This is a genomic window from Vibrio sp. 10N.286.49.B3, assembly GCF_002873395.1.
In the GTDB taxonomy this organism is placed as follows: Bacteria; Pseudomonadota; Gammaproteobacteria; order Enterobacterales; family Vibrionaceae; genus Vibrio.
Genome location: NZ_MCUV01000046.1, coordinates 119,600 through 135,687, shown reverse-complemented (window position 1 = coordinate 135,687; position 16,088 = coordinate 119,600). Strand labels below are relative to the sequence as shown.

At 43.2% G+C, this 16,088-nt stretch carries 14 protein-coding genes; 10 read left to right on the top strand and 4 right to left on the bottom strand.

Going from position 1 to position 16,088, the window contains the following annotated elements; translation table 11 throughout:
• Positions 1 to 64 precede the first annotated feature (64 nt).
• Positions 65 to 1,495 carry a bifunctional D-glycero-beta-D-manno-heptose-7-phosphate kinase/D-glycero-beta-D-manno-heptose 1-phosphate adenylyltransferase HldE gene (hldE, locus tag BCU68_RS14910; protein ID WP_102565534.1) on the top strand — a complete coding sequence of 477 codons (1,431 nt, stop codon included), beginning with the start codon at positions 65 to 67 and terminating at the stop codon, positions 1,493 to 1,495.
• 274 nt (positions 1,496 to 1,769) lie between these two features.
• Here hldE and tolC read toward each other — a convergent pair whose 3' ends face one another.
• Entirely contained in the window at positions 1,770 to 3,077 is a 1,308-nt protein-coding gene (gene tolC / locus BCU68_RS14905; RefSeq protein ID WP_102565533.1) for an outer membrane channel protein TolC, read from the bottom strand.
• A gap of 235 nt (positions 3,078 to 3,312) precedes the next feature.
• Here tolC and nudF point away from each other — a divergent pair, with 235 nt between their 5' ends.
• The 6 genes from nudF (at position 3,313) to parC (ending at position 10,369) form a co-directional block, all read left to right on the top strand.
• Positions 3,313 to 3,954: an ADP-ribose diphosphatase gene (nudF, locus tag BCU68_RS14900; protein ID WP_102565532.1), complete on the top strand. Its 642-nt coding sequence runs from the start codon at positions 3,313 to 3,315 to the stop codon at positions 3,952 to 3,954.
• Positions 3,954 to 4,397, top strand: coding sequence for a DUF1249 family protein (locus BCU68_RS14895; protein ID WP_102565531.1), 444 nt, complete (start codon positions 3,954 to 3,956; stop codon positions 4,395 to 4,397). The genes nudF and BCU68_RS14895 overlap by 1 nt, the downstream gene beginning before the upstream one ends.
• 88 nt (positions 4,398 to 4,485) lie before the next feature.
• Positions 4,486 to 5,310 (top strand): 3',5'-cyclic-AMP phosphodiesterase, encoded by an 825-nt coding sequence (gene cpdA / locus BCU68_RS14890; RefSeq protein ID WP_102565530.1) that lies wholly within the window; start codon positions 4,486 to 4,488, stop codon positions 5,308 to 5,310.
• A gap of 18 nt (positions 5,311 to 5,328) precedes the next feature.
• Positions 5,329 to 5,916, top strand: a complete 588-nt coding sequence (yqiA, locus tag BCU68_RS14885) for an esterase YqiA (protein ID WP_102565529.1) — start codon at positions 5,329 to 5,331, stop codon at positions 5,914 to 5,916.
• A 296-nt stretch (positions 5,917 to 6,212) separates the two neighbouring features.
• Positions 6,213 to 8,093 (top strand): DNA topoisomerase IV subunit B, encoded by a 1,881-nt coding sequence (gene parE / locus BCU68_RS14880; protein WP_102565528.1) that lies wholly within the window; start codon positions 6,213 to 6,215, stop codon positions 8,091 to 8,093.
• A gap of 2 nt (positions 8,094 to 8,095) precedes the next feature.
• On the top strand, positions 8,096 to 10,369 hold the full coding sequence (gene parC, locus BCU68_RS14875; protein WP_102565527.1) for a DNA topoisomerase IV subunit A: 2,274 nt from the start codon (positions 8,096 to 8,098) through the stop codon (positions 10,367 to 10,369).
• A 147-nt stretch (positions 10,370 to 10,516) separates the two neighbouring features.
• On the opposite strand, the gene degS is transcribed toward parC, so the two are convergent.
• The 3 genes from degS to zapG all read right to left on the bottom strand — a co-directional run bounded on the left by degS (position 10,517) and on the right by zapG (position 13,648).
• Positions 10,517 to 11,578 carry an outer membrane-stress sensor serine endopeptidase DegS gene (gene degS / locus BCU68_RS14870; RefSeq protein WP_102565526.1) on the bottom strand — a complete coding sequence of 354 codons (1,062 nt, stop codon included), beginning with the start codon at positions 11,576 to 11,578 and terminating at the stop codon, positions 10,517 to 10,519.
• Positions 11,579 to 11,728: 150 nt separating this feature from the next.
• Positions 11,729 to 13,096 carry a Do family serine endopeptidase gene (locus BCU68_RS14865; protein WP_102565649.1) on the bottom strand — a complete coding sequence of 456 codons (1,368 nt, stop codon included), beginning with the start codon at positions 13,094 to 13,096 and terminating at the stop codon, positions 11,729 to 11,731.
• 72 nt (positions 13,097 to 13,168) lie between these two features.
• A complete protein-coding gene (zapG, locus tag BCU68_RS14860; RefSeq protein ID WP_102565525.1) occupies positions 13,169 to 13,648 on the bottom strand; it encodes a Z-ring associated protein ZapG in 480 nt (159 codons plus the stop codon).
• Positions 13,649 to 13,818: 170 nt separating this feature from the next.
• Between zapG and zapE the strand changes: the two genes are divergently transcribed.
• The 3 genes from zapE (at position 13,819) to rpsI (ending at position 16,004) form a co-directional block, all read left to right on the top strand.
• Positions 13,819 to 14,922, top strand: a complete 1,104-nt coding sequence (gene zapE / locus BCU68_RS14855) for a cell division protein ZapE (protein WP_102565524.1) — start codon at positions 13,819 to 13,821, stop codon at positions 14,920 to 14,922.
• A 245-nt stretch (positions 14,923 to 15,167) separates the two neighbouring features.
• On the top strand, positions 15,168 to 15,596 hold the full coding sequence (gene rplM / locus BCU68_RS14850; RefSeq protein ID WP_102565523.1) for a 50S ribosomal protein L13: 429 nt from the start codon (positions 15,168 to 15,170) through the stop codon (positions 15,594 to 15,596).
• A 15-nt stretch (positions 15,597 to 15,611) separates the two neighbouring features.
• On the top strand, positions 15,612 to 16,004 hold the full coding sequence (gene rpsI, locus BCU68_RS14845; RefSeq protein WP_102565522.1) for a 30S ribosomal protein S9: 393 nt from the start codon (positions 15,612 to 15,614) through the stop codon (positions 16,002 to 16,004).
• The last annotated feature ends 84 nt before the right edge of the window (positions 16,005 to 16,088 follow it).

Below are 16,088 nucleotides of genomic sequence, written 5' to 3'. Positions count from 1 at the left end.
CGATAGTTTTTCCTCACTATTTGCTGTGCTAGACTTCGAGCAGAAAAAATATTGGAGAGTTATCATGAAACCTATTCTGCCTGACTACAGTCAATCGGGTGTATTAATTATTGGTGATGTGATGTTAGATCGTTATTGGTACGGTCCAACAGGGCGCATTTCACCAGAAGCGCCAGTGCCAGTGGTAAAAGTAGAAAGTAATGAGGAGCGTCCTGGCGGTGCTGCTAACGTAGCGATGAACATTGCCTCTCTAGGTGGTCATGCACATATCGTTGGTTTGACCGGACAAGATGAGCCAGCTCAAGTGCTCACTGATACTCTACAATCTTTAAATGTTACCTGTGATTTTGTTGCACTTTCAGAGTACCCAACGATTACTAAGCTACGTGTCATGAGCCGTGGTCAACAGATGATCCGTTTGGATTTTGAAGATAAATTTGAGAATACCGACCCTGAATTGGTGTTATCACGTATGGAGAAAGCACTCCCTAACGTGAAGTCAGTGATTTTATCGGATTATGCGAAAGGCGCACTAGAGCATGTGCAGTCTTTTATTCAAAAAGCACGTGCAGCGAATGTACCTGTTTTTATTGACCCGAAAGGCGCAGATTTTGAGCGCTATCGTGGTGCGACGCTACTAACGCCAAATATGCTCGAGTTTGAACTGGTTGCCGGTAAAGTGACGTCAGAAGAGGACTTAGTCGAGAAAGGCTTAGCATTAATTGAAGAATTTGATTTTGAAGCTTTGCTGGTAACTCGCAGTGAACATGGCATGACTTTATTGCGCCGTGGTGTTGAGCCCTTCCACTTGCCAACTCAAGCGAAAGAAGTGTTTGATGTGACTGGTGCTGGTGATACGGTCATTTCAGTGCTGGCTGCTTCGGTTGCAGCGGGCAAGCCATTAGATGAAGCGTGTGCGTTAGCGAATTCAGCCGCGGGTGTTGTGGTTGGTAAGCTAGGGACATCAACGTTATCTATGATTGAACTGGCAGAAGCGGTACACGGTAGTAGTGATACTGATTTTGGTGTGATTGGTGAAAGCGCTTTAATCCAAGCCGTTAAGAATGCGCGCGCACAAGGTAAGAAAGTCGTCATGACTAATGGTTGTTTTGATATTTTACATGCCGGTCATGTCTCTTATCTAAACCATGCTGCAGAGTTAGGTGATTACCTGATTGTGGCGGTGAATACCGATGATTCTGTGAAGCGTCTAAAAGGTCCTGGTCGTCCTGTGAACCCAACCGATCGTCGTATGGCGGTTTTAGCTGGCTTAGGTGCGGTTGATTGGGTGGTACCATTTAGTGAAGATACGCCGCAACGCTTGATTGGTGAAGTATTACCATCACTGCTAGTGAAAGGTGGTGATTACCGCCCAGAAGAAATTGCTGGTGGTGAAGAGGTGATTGCAGCGGGTGGCGCGGTGAAAGTACTTAACTTTGAAGATGGCTGTTCAACGACAGAAATCATCAAGGCGATCCAAGGTGGTCGAGGTTAATTGATTTTGAAATGAGACTGCCCCAGTCATGATCGAGATAAAATGTGTTCGATGTAGCGAACATTAATAGGCATGGATGCCTATTTTAAGCGAACAGGGATGTCTTGAGCGGTTCGTGGAGTCGAATTCATTTTGATCGCATGATTAGGTTGTGGGTACTATTTTTCTCAATAGATGTTATTTCGAAAGTGACTATAGCTATAAATATTGAACATAAAAAAGCGAGACTACTCAATAGTCTCGCTTTTTTTATGTGTGCTAAATATGAGTTAGTTTAGCTCGCGTTTTTTAAGCCAGCATTAACATCAATAATATCTTGCTCGCTTAGTGTTCCGGTTGCTTGACGCAATTGAAGAACACTTAAGATGTAGTCGTAACGTGCGTTTGATAGATTACGGTTCGCATCGTAAAGACGACGAGTCGAATCTAAAACATCCACAATCGTACGTGTACCAACATCGAAGCCCGCTTCCGTTGCTTCTAGAGCCGACTGAGCAGAAATCACCGATTGCTCGTACGCACGGAGTGCACCAATAGAAGCATTGATGTTGTTATTGAAGGCACGAACATCTTTAATTACGCTGCGGTAAGTCGCTTCTAAATCTTCACTTGAGGCAACGTAGTTGTATTCCGCTTGTTGGGTAAGTGAAGTAATGTTACCACCGGTATATAGAGGCACACTTAAGTTCACACCAATATTTAAGTCATTGTTAGACCCATCGGATGAGGAATTACTGTTACCCTCATTACCGTAGTTATAGCCACCATCTAAGCTCAGCAGTGGTAGGCGGTTAGACTTTGCTAGTGAAATATTATCTTTAGCAATATCTTGTGCAATACGAGCACTCAGTAGACTTAAGTTCTTTTGTTCAGCCTCTGAAACTAAAGCATTTGGTGAAGCTTGAGTTTTAGTGGCAGAGAAACGATCGGTATCTAATACGCTAAGGTTAGTGTGCTCTTGACCGGTAATTTCACGCAGGGCTTCATAGTTGTTAATGAGATCGTTTTCAGCCAGTACTTCATCAGCCAAAACGCCATCGTATTCAGCTTGTGCATCATGTACATCAGTAATTGCTGATAGACCAACCTCAAAACGTTGCTTAGTTTGCTCTAGTTGACGACCAACTGCCGCTTTTTCAGCACGAACAAATTCTAGACTGTCTTGAGCGCGTAGCACTTCAAAGTAAGCTTGTGATACACGTAAAATTAATGCTTGTTGAACTGCTGCATATTGAGAGTCAGCTTGACGCGCTGTTTTTTCAGAAGTTTCTAGCGTAATCCAGCTTGCGCGGTTGTAAAGCTCTTGAGAAAAATTAACACCAGCGGTCAGCTTGTTACTGTCACGATAATCGAGATCACTACGGTTGAGGTTATAGCCAGCCGTTAGGTTTATTTGTGGTAATAGAGAACTACGACTAGAGTTGATCGCTTCAAAAGCAGCATCTCTTTGAGCAGCAGAGCGAAGAAGTTGAGGATCATTTTCTTTTGCTTGATCGTAAATACCCGCTAAAGTATCAGCAAAAGCCGACACACTCAGGCTACCCAGTGCAGCACTAATAATTAGTGGAAGCAGCTTTTTCATTTTTTAATTCCTGCCATTATCAATTAAGTTTCCTGACTACAGTTTAACTTAACTTGGTGTTAATTTGCTCAAAAGTTTGCATTTTTTTACGTTAGTGCTCGCTACCATATTTAATTTTGATAATTTAATTTAACTATTGTGACAATTATTGTATAAAAAGTTGAGTCATATGCTTGGAAGTTACTAGGGACAATGAGTAAACTAAGGGACGACTTTTACTTTTTAAGGTGTTCCCATGCACGGACCCGATCACCAAGCAGCAAATTTCACTTCTCAAGATGTCGACATTGTTGAGAAAGAGACCGTATTCAAAGGTTTTTTTAAAATGGTGAAGTACCGTTTTAGGCATAAACTGTTTGCAGGTGGTTGGAGTAATGTGATCGAACGCGAAATGTTTGAGCGTGGTCATGCTGCTGCAATGTTACCGTATGATCCTATACGTGACGAAGTTGTGATTATCGAACAAATTCGAGTCGGTGCTTTAGAGCATAGTGAACCTTGGCAGCTTGAAATTGTCGCAGGCATGATAGAACCAGGTGAACAATCAGAAGAGGTTGTGCGCCGAGAATCGTTAGAAGAAGCAGGACTTGAAGTGGCTTCTTTGGTGGCAGTGACTTCGTTTTATCCTTCTTCAGGTGGCTGTTCAGAGTTGCTTGATGTTTATGTTGGTGAAGTTGACGCATCGGCAGCCGGGGGAATTCATGGTTTAGATTGCGAAGACGAAGATATCCGTGTTCATGTGATCAGCCGTGCGACCGCTTACCAATGGGTAAAAGAAGGTAAGTTTACTAATGGCGCTTCCATTATTGCTCTGCAGTGGTTGGAGTTAAACCATACTGAGTTACGCGCTCAGTGGTCGAAAGTGACGAGTGAGTAATGAGGGCAAGTGTTGTGGCTAAGAAACCTTACCATGTTGATCTTGCTGGTTTAATGCGTGTGTATGAAACCAATTATGCTAAATTGAACGCCTTATTGCCTAATGAGCCTAGTGTGGGTGACATCCGCTGTTATCAGGCGGCGCAAATGGTGTATCAATTAACTGTGACAGAAGTAACGAAATACACGACTTTAATTGATATATGCCAAAGTAATGAGACGCCAGTGTTCCCATTACCGCATATGTCTGTCAGGTTATATCATGATGCTAGAGTGGCAGAAGTGTGTACATTCGACCAAATTGGGCGAGTACAGGCAAAATATGATTATCCCAATAAAAAAATGATGCAAAAAGATGAAAAACACCAATTGAATTTATTTCTGAGTGATTGGCTAACGTTTTGTTTACGGAGTGGGATCAGTCGCAACCCACTTCCAATGTAGTTGGTGTATCTTGTATTCAATGACACAACATCATTTTACCATGACGGTTTATAGGCAAACCAATTAAGAGAGTAGTTAGGCACCTATTTTGAAACGATCATCCAGTTTAGATGCTGATAATGAAAGCATTAAACTTTTACAAATTACCGATACGCACCTGTTTGCTCCCGAAGATGGCAGCTTGCTGAGTGTAAGAACAGCGGAAAGTTTTCGCGCTGTGGTTAAGGCGATAGTGCAAGATGGTTTTCCTTTTGAAGCCATTTTAGCTACTGGTGATATTTCGCAAGATCATAGCCAGGCGTCTTATCAGAAGTTTGAAGCAGGCATTATGCCGTTAGAGAAGCCTTGTTTCTGGCTTCCGGGTAATCATGACTTTAGACCCAATATGAGCAGTATTTTGCCGTCTCCACAAATTCAATGTGTTGAGCACGCTCTACTGGGTGACCATTGGCAATTAATCATGCTTGATTCACAAGTCGTTGGTGTTCCGCATGGTCGTTTAAGTGACCAGCAACTGGATTTGTTAGAGCAGCTATTAGAAGAAAACCCACAACGCTATACGCTGATTTTATTGCACCACCATCCATTATTGGTCGGCAGTGCATGGCTTGATCAGCATACGCTAAAAGATGCCGACCAATTTTGGAAGATTGTCGATCAATATGACCAAGTACAATCGGTGGTTTGTGGGCATGTGCATCAAGATATGGATCGCTTACATAATGGGGTAAGAGTCATCGCAACGCCATCAACGTGTGTACAATTTAAAGCGCATTCTGATGATTTTGCTCTCGATACTTTACCTCCAGGTTGGCGTGAAATTGAGTTGCTTGCAAATGGTGATATCATAACGAAAGTAAAACGCCTTCCCGATGGTCACTTTATCCCTGATTTTAATGCACAGGGCTACTAATGATGGCAGATAATCAGCATGGCAAATAAGCCTTCGTTATTACTGTATTTGCATGGATTTAATAGCTCTCCTCAGTCGCATAAAGCGAAAGTGATGAAAGCCTATTGCCAACAACATCGACCTGATATTTTACTGCTTGCCCCGCAGATCCCTTGTTTTCCAGAGCAAGCTGCGCAATTTTTATTGGCAACGGTTGAACGTTATAAAGGTGATTACACCATTGGCTTGGTGGGGAGTTCTCTAGGTGGTTATATGTCCACTTGGCTGAATCACCAATTTGGCTTTCGTGCGGTACTTATTAACCCTGCCGTTAAACCCTATGAGTTGTTGGTCGACTTTTTAGGTGAGCAAGTCAATCCTTATACCCAGCAAAGCTACCAGTTGGAACATAAACATATCGATGAGCTGCAAGCCTTAGATGTCGTGACCTTAACGCAGCCTGGTGATTTTTGGTTGATGCAACAAGAGGGTGACGAGGTGCTTGATTATCGCCAAGCAGTAGCTAAGTATGCGCAGTCGAAACAGACAATAGAAGAAAAGGGCGATCACAGTTTTGTTGGCTTTGAGCGTTTCCCTGAACATATTATTTCTTTCCTAAAATTGTAACGCTTCTTTAGCAAACTAGGGTGAGTTAGCAACATCATTGCTATCCTCTGCGGTAATCGTCATAATTTTGTCTATGACTTTGTAATGCCTCTTGACAGATAGGGGCTCATTCCCAGACTATGTTCCATCATCTACTTAGGTGGGCATGAATATCAACGAACGATGGGCCAAATTAGGTCGCAATCTTTTATCATTACGCTAGGTGTTATGTGCCTAAGTGCGTTATGTGTCTAAGTGCCTTGTTGTGATGCGCTCACCTTCAAGTAACGCAAATTATTCGAGTAAAATTCCGTATTATGACTGAACAATATAATGCTGGAGCCATTGAGGTTCTTAATGGCCTAGAGCCAGTACGCCGTCGACCTGGGATGTATACGGACACAGCACGTCCAAACCACTTAGGCCAAGAAGTTATCGATAACAGTGTCGATGAAGCGCTTGCCGGGCATGCATCAAAAGTCCAAGTCATCCTGCATGCAGATCAATCCTTAGAAGTGATTGATGACGGGCGTGGTATGCCTGTCGATATCCACCCAGAAGAAAAAATTTCAGGTGTTGAACTTATCTTCTGTAAACTTCACGCTGGTGGTAAATTTTCTAATAAAAACTATCAATTCTCAGGCGGTTTGCATGGGGTTGGTATTTCGGTGGTTAACGCCTTATCTAAACGTGTTGAAGTAACGGTTCGCCGTGAAGGTCAAGTGTATGAAATGGCATTTGAGCACGGTAATAAAGTTGAAGAGTTAACCGTTACCGGTACATGTGGTCGCCGCAATAAAGGTACCAGTGTTCACTTCTGGCCAGATACGAGCTACTTTGACTCTGGTAACTTCTCGGTTACTCGTCTAGTTAATAACTTACGTGCCAAAGCAGTATTATGTCCTGGACTAGAGATCACTTTCAGCGATAAAGTGAATGGCAAAGATCACCGTTGGTTCTATGAAGATGGCCTAAAAGATTACTTGGCTGAAGGCGTAAAAGGCTACCCTGTTTTACCAGAAACCCCTTTTACCGGTGAATTCAGCGCACAAACTGAAGCCGTAACATGGGCATTAATTTGGCAGCCTGAAGGGGGCGAGTTAATTACTGAAAGTTACGTTAACCTTATCCCAACAGCGCAAGGCGGTACTCATGTAAACGGGCTACGCCAAGGTCTTTTGGATGCCATGCGCGAGTTCTGTGAATTCCGTAATTTGCTCCCACGCGGCGTTAAGTTAACCGGCGAAGATATCTTTGATCGTTGTTCTTATGTTCTGTCGGTTAAAATGCAAGATCCACAATTTGCTGGTCAAACTAAAGAGCGTTTGTCGTCACGTCAATGTGCCGCATTTGTTTCAGGCGTAGTAAAAGATGCGTTTAGTTTATGGCTCAATGAGAAGCCACAACTGGCAGAGTTAATCGCTGAAGCTTGTATTGCTAATGCGCACCGTCGTATGCGTGCAAGCAAAAAAGTTGTGCGTAAAAAGATCGCTTCAGGTCCCGCTTTACCAGGTAAATTAACCGACTGTTCAGTGCAAGACTTAAGCCGCACCGAAATCTTCTTTGTCGAAGGGGACTCGGCAGGCGGTTCTGCAAAACAAGCACGAGATCGTGAATTCCAAGCGGTGATGCCACTGCGTGGTAAAATTCTTAATACTTGGGAAGTGTCAGCCGATCAAGTACTGGCTTCTCAAGAAGTACATGATATTTCGGTAGCACTTGGTATTGACCCAGATAACGATAATTTAGACTCATTACGTTACGGTAAAGTCTGCATTCTTGCCGATGCCGATTCGGATGGTCTTCACATTGCGACCTTGTTGTGTGCACTGTTTGTTCGTCACTTTAAAGCGTTAGTCCGTTCTGGTCACGTCTATGTTGCTATGCCTCCATTGTTCCGTATTGACTGCGGCAAAGAGGTGTTTTATGCACTGGATGAAGATGAAAAAGATGGCATTTTAGAGCGTCTGAGTAAGAAAAAAGCCAAGATCAACGTTCAGCGATTTAAAGGATTGGGTGAGATGAACCCACTGCAATTGCGTGAAACAACGATGGATCCAAATACCCGTCGCTTGGTGCAATTGACGATTGATGATGATGCAGCCACTGATGAAATGATGGATATGCTCCTAGGTAAAAAGCGTGCCGATGACCGTCGTGCTTGGTTACAAAATAACGGCGATATGGCAGAGGTATAGAGATGTCTACAGAAATGTCTTTTGATGGCGTTGAACAAATGCCAATGCGCACTTTTACGGAAGATGCGTATTTAAATTATTCTATGTACGTAATTATGGATCGTGCCCTGCCTTATATTGGTGACGGCTTAAAACCGGTTCAACGACGTATTATTTATGCAATGTCAGAGCTTGGCTTATCAGCATCATCGAAATTTAAAAAATCGGCACGTACAGTTGGTGATGTACTCGGTAAATACCACCCACATGGCGACTCTGCGTGTTATGAAGCGATGGTATTAATGGCACAGCCTTTCTCATACCGTTACCCATTAGTCGATGGTCAAGGTAACTGGGGTGCGCCAGATGATCCGAAATCCTTCGCTGCGATGCGTTATACCGAAGCTAAGTTATCAAAATTTGCCGAGGTATTACTGGGTGAATTAGGTCAAGGCACAGTTGAATGGCAACCAAACTTTGATGGCACAATGAAAGAGCCACAGATGTTGCCTGCGCGTCTACCGCATATCTTACTTAATGGTATTACGGGTATCGCTGTCGGTATGGCAACGGATATTCCACCACATAACGTGCGTGAAGTTGCCCAAGCGACAATACATCTATTAGAAAACCCGAAAGCAGAACTTAGCGATGTGATGGGTTTTGTACAAGGTCCCGATTATCCAACCGAAGCGGAAATTATCTCGTCAAAAACAGACATTGAGAAAGTTTACCGCACTGGTCGTGGCAGCATTAAAATGCGCGCGGTTTGGCATAAAGAAGGCAATGACATTGTTATTACCTCTTTGCCTCATCAGGTGTCTGGTGCGAAATTACTTGAGCAGATCGCCGCTCAAATGCGTGCCAAAAAACTGCCTATGGTTGATGATTTACGTGATGAGTCAGACCATGAAAACCCAACTCGAATTCTGATTGTTCCTAAGTCAAACCGCATTGATTGTGATCTATTAATGAATCACTTATTTGCTTCGACCGATTTAGAGAAGAGCTTCCGTGTTAACTTGAATATGATTGGCTTGAACAATCGACCTCAAGTAAAAGGGTTAGTGACCATTCTAAATGAGTGGATTGCCTTCCGTCGTGATACGGTACGTCGTCGACTACAGTATCGTTTAGACAAAGTATTAGCTCGCCTGCACATTTTAGAAGGTTTGCTTGCCGCGTATCTGAATATTGATGAAGTGATTGAAATCATCCGTAGTGAAGATGAGCCTAAGCCGGTTCTGATGGATCGCTTTGGCATTTCAGCGATTCAAGCCGATGCTATTTTAGATATTAAACTGCGTAACTTAGCTAAGTTAGAAGAGTTTAAGATCCGTGCCGAGCAAGAAGAGTTAGCTGCAGAGCGTGATAAATTAGAGAAGCTATTAGGTTCAGATCGCCGTCTTAATACCTTAGTGAAAAAAGAGATCCAAGCCGATGCTGAAAAGTATGGTGATGATCGTCGTTCACCGATTGTTGAGCGTGCTGAAGCGAAAGCACTAACCGAGCGTGACCTGATCCCAAGTGAGCCGATTACGGTTGTTCTATCAGAGAAAGGTTGGATTCGTCATGCGAAGGGGCATGAGGTTGATGCTGAAACGCTAAACTATAAGTCAGGTGACCAATATCTTGCTTCAGCGCGAGGTAAGAGTAATCAACCTGCTGTGTTCTTAGCAAGTGATGGACGCAGTTACTCATTAGAGTCGCATTCATTGCCTTCTGCTCGTAGTCAAGGTGAGCCAATTACTGGGCGTTTAAATATGTCGGCGGGTAGTTCAATGCGCCAAGTGATTATGGGTGAAGATGATCAGCTGTGGTTGATCGGTTCTGATGCGGGTTATGGCTTTGTGTGTAAAGGCAGTGATTTACTGTCGAAGAACAAGAGCGGTAAAGCCTTGGTGAACTTACCACAAGCTGCAGAAGTAATGCTGCCAAGCTCTGTGGGTGATATTGAATCCGATGAGATTCTAGTGATTACCAACCAAGGTCGCATGTTGCTATTCCCTATTAAAGATTTACCGCAGCTTAGCAAAGGTAAAGGGAACAAGATCATCAACATTCCAGCGGCTAAGGCAAAAGAGCGTGAAGAATTTGTTTCTCACCTGATGTCTCTACCTCAAGGCGCTTCTTTAACTCTGTATGCAGGTAAGCGTAAGTTAGGCTTGAAACCGAGTGATCTTGATAACTTCCGTGGTGAGCGTGGTCGTCGTGGTGCATTGCTACCTCGAGGTCTACAGCGTGTTACCCGTATCGACTTAGGTCAAGATGGCAGTAGTGACAGCAGCGAGAGTTAATGCGGTTTTGAATATCAATAGATATAAAGCCATCGTTTAGACGCTTTGTTCTAGATAACATCGTTCTCTTATCATAAAAAATCCCAGCTCAGTGCTGGGATTTTTTTATCTATTTACTCAGGGCTTTTATCGATGAATTAATCGTTTTTATCCTTCACCAATGGTGATAGGGAGTATGACCTCTTCGCCTTTACGTAATATGGTCATGTCAGTGTGCGTTCCTGGGCGTAAGTCGGCGACTAAATCCAGTACGCCTTGTTTGCCACTGACTTTTGCATCACCAATGCTTAAGATAATGTCTTGGATTTCAATGCCTGCCTGCGCTGCGGGTCCGGTTGGATCTAAGCTCAATACAACGATACCGCTAAGATACTCTTGTCCAATCAGCCGTGAGGTAACCGAATTGATATCTTGCCCCTCAATGCCAATATAGCCACGAATAACCCGACCATCGGCAATGATTTTATTCATGATTTTATGCGCTAATCCATAAGGAATCGCAAAGGAAATACCATAGGTTTCTAAGTCGGTGGCTTGCTGGAAAGAGGCGGTGTTGATCCCAACGAGTTCGCCTTGAGAATTCACCAGTGCGCCGCCTGAGTTGCCTTGGTTGATTGCTGCATCGGTTTGGATAAAGGCTTGGCGACCACTAGCGCTGATCGAGGAGCGCCCAGTAGCAGAAATAATACCAAATGTGGTGGTTTGACCGAGGTTGTAAGGGTTACCGATGGCAAGCACTACATCTCCGACTTTTGCAGAGTATTGCGGATTTTGCGGTATAACAGGTAAGTTAGCTCCTTCGACCCTTAAAATGGCAATGTCGGTTTGTCGATCTTGACCGACTAATTGAGCAGAGGCGATGCGACCATCTTGCAGAGCAACGACAACCTGATCAGCTTGAGCTATAACATGATTGTTAGTAATGATATAGCCACGTTCGTCAACAATAACGCCAGAGCCTAACCCTTCCGTTGATAGTGTACTGCGATCATCCTCTTTATACTTTCGGCTGTAGATATTGACGACAGCAGGGCTAGCTTGGCGCACAGCATTATTGAATGAAATCTGCAAAGAAGCGATATCAGTATTGTTGATTTCTTTCGTCAGAGTAGGTAATGGCAGGTTAGTACGTAAAGAAGGCACAGCAAGTAATAATACTATTGCTGTCACAAGACCTAGGCCAATAGAGCGTAATAGAAAAATGAGCATGATGTCCTTAACAAAACCAGTTGGTCGTCTGAATAACGACTCATAAAATAGGCACATTAAGAAGCATAGCACTTTGGTTATAACAAAGAAAAGGGTAGTGAATGACTGAGAGACTCAATTTGTCATACGCTACCCAAAAATGAAGAAAAATTAACGGATCACTAAATAAAGAGTTCGGTTATCTCTTTGAATATTCAATGCTAAAACATCGGGCTTCGACTCCAATTCATGGCGTAGTTCAGCCAGGTTTTTTACTCGTTTACGGTTGATACCAATAATGATGTCGCCTTCTTGCATTTGGTAGGCTTCTGCGGTCGATCCTTTTTCAACCGTTAAGACCTTTACTCCCTCAATATCATCGCTGTCTGTGCTATTGGTTAGCTTCGCGCCTGATAGCCCTTCATGCAGTTTCTCCGCTTGAGTGGTATTGCTTTCCATCTCGCCAAGGGTGACATCAAATGAGAGAGTCTCACCATCACGAATAAGGCCTAGGTTAATGGTTTTCCCTGCGCCAAGCGTTGCCACTTTTGCGCGAAGTTCACTGAAGGTATCAATGGCATTGTTATTTGCTGATATGATGATATCACCAGCCTCAATACCCGCTTTATCAGCAGCGCTATCAGGAAGTACTTGGCTAACAAAAGCGCCTCGACTTGATTCATAGCCCAATGCTTCAGCAAGTTCTGAGGTGATCTCTCCACCTTGAACCCCGAGCATGCCACGTTTTACTTCGCCAAAATCAAGAATTTGATCAGTGAGGTTTTTCATCATATTAGACGGAATAGCAAAGCCAATACCGACATTACCACCATTAGGACCTAAAATAGCGGTGTTAATCCCAATCAACTCTCCACGCAGGTTGACCAGTGCGCCTCCCGAGTTACCACTGTTAATCGCCGCATCCGTTTGAATGAAGTTTTCAAAGTTACGTTGGTTTAAGCCGCTACGACCGAGTGCCGATACAATCCCGGAGGTGACAGTCTGACCTAAACCAAATGGGTTACCGATTGCCACTGTAAAATCACCGACACGCAACTGATCTGAGTTAGCGAGTTTAATCTGGGTTAATTTATGGGCTTTTTCCAGTTTGAGTAGGGCAATATCCGACATTTCATCGCCACCGATTAGTTCCGCTTTGTACTCACGTCCATCATGAAGTTTTACTCGGATCTTGTCAGCTCGGTTAATCACATGGTAGTTAGTCACGATGTAGCCCTCCTTTGCATCGATGATGACGCCAGAGCCTAAACCGCGAAACTGTCGCTCTTGACCAGAGTTGCCAGGCGTATTGGGACCAAAGAAGAACTCGAACTGTTTAGGAAGTCGCATTTGCTGTGCTTGTTTACCTTCAACGGCAATACTAACAACGGCAGGGGTTACTTGTTCTAGCATAGGGGCTAGGCTAGGTAATTGTTGATCATTGATCGCTAAAGGTAGTGCCGCATTGGCCGGTAAAGGGGAAAAGGTTGAACCTAAAGCAAGTGCTAATACAGATAAGGTAAGTAAAGGTTTTTTCATCATAAACTCCTCCATGTGTCTGAAGTTTATGACTCAAAAACCTTTATAAAGTTCAGTCAATAAAGCAATTATTTAAGATGCTTTCGCTGTCACTAGTTCTGGCTCTTTTATGATTTCAGGCTTTTTATCGGTAAATAAGCCAGTCGCACCATTAACGTAATCCTTTGGTGGATTGTCGATGCTCGCTTCTTTGTTTTTACCGTTGTCGGTTTTAAGATCGGTATCTACTGATGGGGTATCAGCATTATGTTGCGCCACTTTTTTAATAAATGGATTGTCCTGCTCTGGTAAGTTCGGCAGTAATTCAGACGCAGTCGTCGACATGTGTTGATAGAGCTTAGTGTAATCTTTCCCTAAGGTATCGAGCATTTCAGCTGTCTGTGCAAAGTGGTCAGACAATTCCTGACGCTGCTGTTCTAGAGCAAACTTTGCTGTTTCTAGATCTTTTTGAACGTTTTTTTGATTTTTATACTGAGGTGTTGTGAATCGACAAAGGATAACTCCTGAGATCACACCAATTACTAAGCCAACAATAGCGTATACCCAAGGCATAACAGCTCCTTAATTATTTTAACATGTTAGTTACTGTTTAATCACATATATAGCAATACCATGGTACTATGAGTTTTCTTACTGATAAAGGAAAATACGCAGGATAAAACTTGGTAGAGTGGGTCCTAGCTTATGATAAACATTGACAATGTAATTAGGTGGGAAGATTAATGACACCAATGGAACGGTATCGGAAGGATATTAAAGATCTTAGCTTTCAAGAAGATAAATCACAACAATGTGCAGTGCTGTGCTTAGATGAACTTTACCTTCAATTGCAGGAGTACACACAAACTACGCCAGAATCGCTTTCTTGGCTTGAGCGATTGATAGGTAAAAAAGAGATCAAGATCTCACCACCGCAAGGTTTATACTTTTGGGGTGGGGTAGGGCGTGGCAAAACCTATTTGATGGATACCTTTTTTGAGGCTCTTCCTGGGCGTCGAAAAATGCGCGTTCACTTTCATCGTTTTATGTACCGTGTTCATCAAGAGTTAAAGCTCCTATCTGATGTGAGCGATCCACTGGAGTTGGTGGCTGATAAGTTTAAGCAAGAAGCCGATATTATTTGTTTTGATGAGTTTTTTGTTTCAGATATTACCGATGCGATGATTTTAGCGACCTTACTGCAAGCTCTATTTGCCCGTGATGTGGTATTAGTGGCAACGTCAAATATTCCACCTCATGACCTATATCGCAATGGATTACAACGCGCTCGTTTCTTGCCTGCGATTGCTTTAATAGAACGCCATTGTAAAGTGCTTAATGTTGATAGCGGTGTTGACTATCGCTTACGCACTTTAGAGCAAGCCGAGATTTATCACTTCCCTTTAGATGAGCAAGCGTCGATTAATTTGCAGCGATATTATCAGCAGTTGGTCAGTGAGCATAAAACCCCACAATGCTCTATCGATATCAATCAAAGAGTCATTCCAATACAAGCGGCGAGTGATGGGGTTTTGCATGTGAGTTTTGCGCAGCTTTGTCAAACGGCGCGCAGTCAAAATGACTATATTGAAATTTCTCGCCTCTATCACACGGTGTTGCTTGCTGATGTACCACAAATGGATGCAAGCATAGAAGATGCTGCGCGACGATTTATCGCTTTGATCGATGAGTTCTATGAGCGCAATGTAACCTTGATTATCTCAGCACAGGTGGCAATAGAAAGCCTTTATCTAGAAGGGCAGTTAACGTTTGAATTCCAACGCTGCCAGTCGCGTTTGATAGAAATGCAGAGCCGAGAATATTTAGTTAAGGCGCATCTAGCGTAGTGATTTTTGATTTGAATGTGATGATAAATAAAAAAACAGCGATTTTGATCAAAAAGAGATGATTTTTTCTTCGCTCTTCTCTATAATCCTGCGACCTACCGTTACTGCAGGCATCTAGTTGTTTGTAAAAATGGCTATGCCGAGAGTTGCAAACACTCGAAGGGGTGATGATTGGGACTCTTAGACAGTGGGAATAACATATCGTTATTCCTTTAGTGTAAATTTTTTAATAGGTAATTATTAGCATGAAAACTTTCGTTGCTAAACCAGAAACTGTAAAACGCGACTGGTATGTAGTAGACGCTGAAGGTAAAACTCTTGGCCGTCTAGCAAGTGAAATTGCAACTCGCCTTCGTGGCAAACATAAAGCTGAATACACTCCGCACGTAGATACTGGTGATCACATCATCGTTATCAATGCAGAGAAAGTTACTGTAACTGGTAACAAAGCTAAAGGTAAGATCTACTACCGTCACTCTGAGTTCCCAGGTGGTCTTAAATCAATGACTTTTGAAAAGTTAATTGATCGTAAGCCAGAGATGGTTCTTGAACTAGCTGTTAAAGGTATGTTACCACGTGGTCCTTTAGGCCGTGCTATGTACCGTAAGCTTAAAGTTTACGCTGGCGCTGAGCACAACCATGCTGCTCAACAACCAATCGTACTAGACATCTAATCGGGGATTATGACAATGGCAGAGAATCAATACTACGGCACTGGTCGTCGCAAAAGCTCAGCAGCTCGTGTTTTTATCAAACCAGGCAGCGGTGATATCGTAATCAACAAGCGTAGCCTTGATGTTTACTTCGGTCGTGAAACTTCTCGTATGGTTGTTCGTCAACCACTTGAGTTAGTTGAAATGACTGAGAAATTTGACCTTTACATCACTGTTTCAGGTGGTGGTATTTCTGGTCAAGCTGGCGCAATCCGCCACGGTATCACTCGTGCTCTTATGGAATACGATGAATCACTACGCCCTGTTCTACGTTCAGCTGGCTATGTTACGCGTGACGCTCGTTGCGTTGAACGTAAGAAAGTTGGTCTACGTAAAGCACGTCGTAAACCACAATTCTCTAAGCGTTAATTTTCCCTCACCGGAAAATTACACTTCAACAGTTTACTGTTGGGATTGTGTATCAAAAGCTCGGCTTATGCCGGGCTTTTTGTT

Coding starts and splice junctions, on each gene's coding strand:
- hldE (WP_102565534.1), top strand. CDS start 65: ATGAAACCTATTCTGCCTGACTACAGTCAATCGGGTGTATTAATTATT.
- tolC (WP_102565533.1), bottom strand. CDS start 3,077: ATGAAAAAGCTGCTTCCACTAATTATTAGTGCTGCACTGGGTAGCCTG.
- nudF (WP_102565532.1), top strand. CDS start 3,313: ATGCACGGACCCGATCACCAAGCAGCAAATTTCACTTCTCAAGATGTC.
- BCU68_RS14895 (WP_102565531.1), top strand. CDS start 3,954: ATGAGGGCAAGTGTTGTGGCTAAGAAACCTTACCATGTTGATCTTGCT.
- yqiA (WP_102565529.1), top strand. CDS start 5,329: ATGGCAAATAAGCCTTCGTTATTACTGTATTTGCATGGATTTAATAGC.
- parE (WP_102565528.1), top strand. CDS start 6,213: ATGACTGAACAATATAATGCTGGAGCCATTGAGGTTCTTAATGGCCTA.
- parC (WP_102565527.1), top strand. CDS start 8,096: ATGTCTACAGAAATGTCTTTTGATGGCGTTGAACAAATGCCAATGCGC.
- degS (WP_102565526.1), bottom strand. CDS start 11,578: ATGCTCATTTTTCTATTACGCTCTATTGGCCTAGGTCTTGTGACAGCA.
- BCU68_RS14865 (WP_102565649.1), bottom strand. CDS start 13,096: ATGAAAAAACCTTTACTTACCTTATCTGTATTAGCACTTGCTTTAGGT.
- zapG (WP_102565525.1), bottom strand. CDS start 13,648: ATGCCTTGGGTATACGCTATTGTTGGCTTAGTAATTGGTGTGATCTCA.
- zapE (WP_102565524.1), top strand. CDS start 13,819: ATGACACCAATGGAACGGTATCGGAAGGATATTAAAGATCTTAGCTTT.
- rplM (WP_102565523.1), top strand. CDS start 15,168: ATGAAAACTTTCGTTGCTAAACCAGAAACTGTAAAACGCGACTGGTAT.
- rpsI (WP_102565522.1), top strand. CDS start 15,612: ATGGCAGAGAATCAATACTACGGCACTGGTCGTCGCAAAAGCTCAGCA.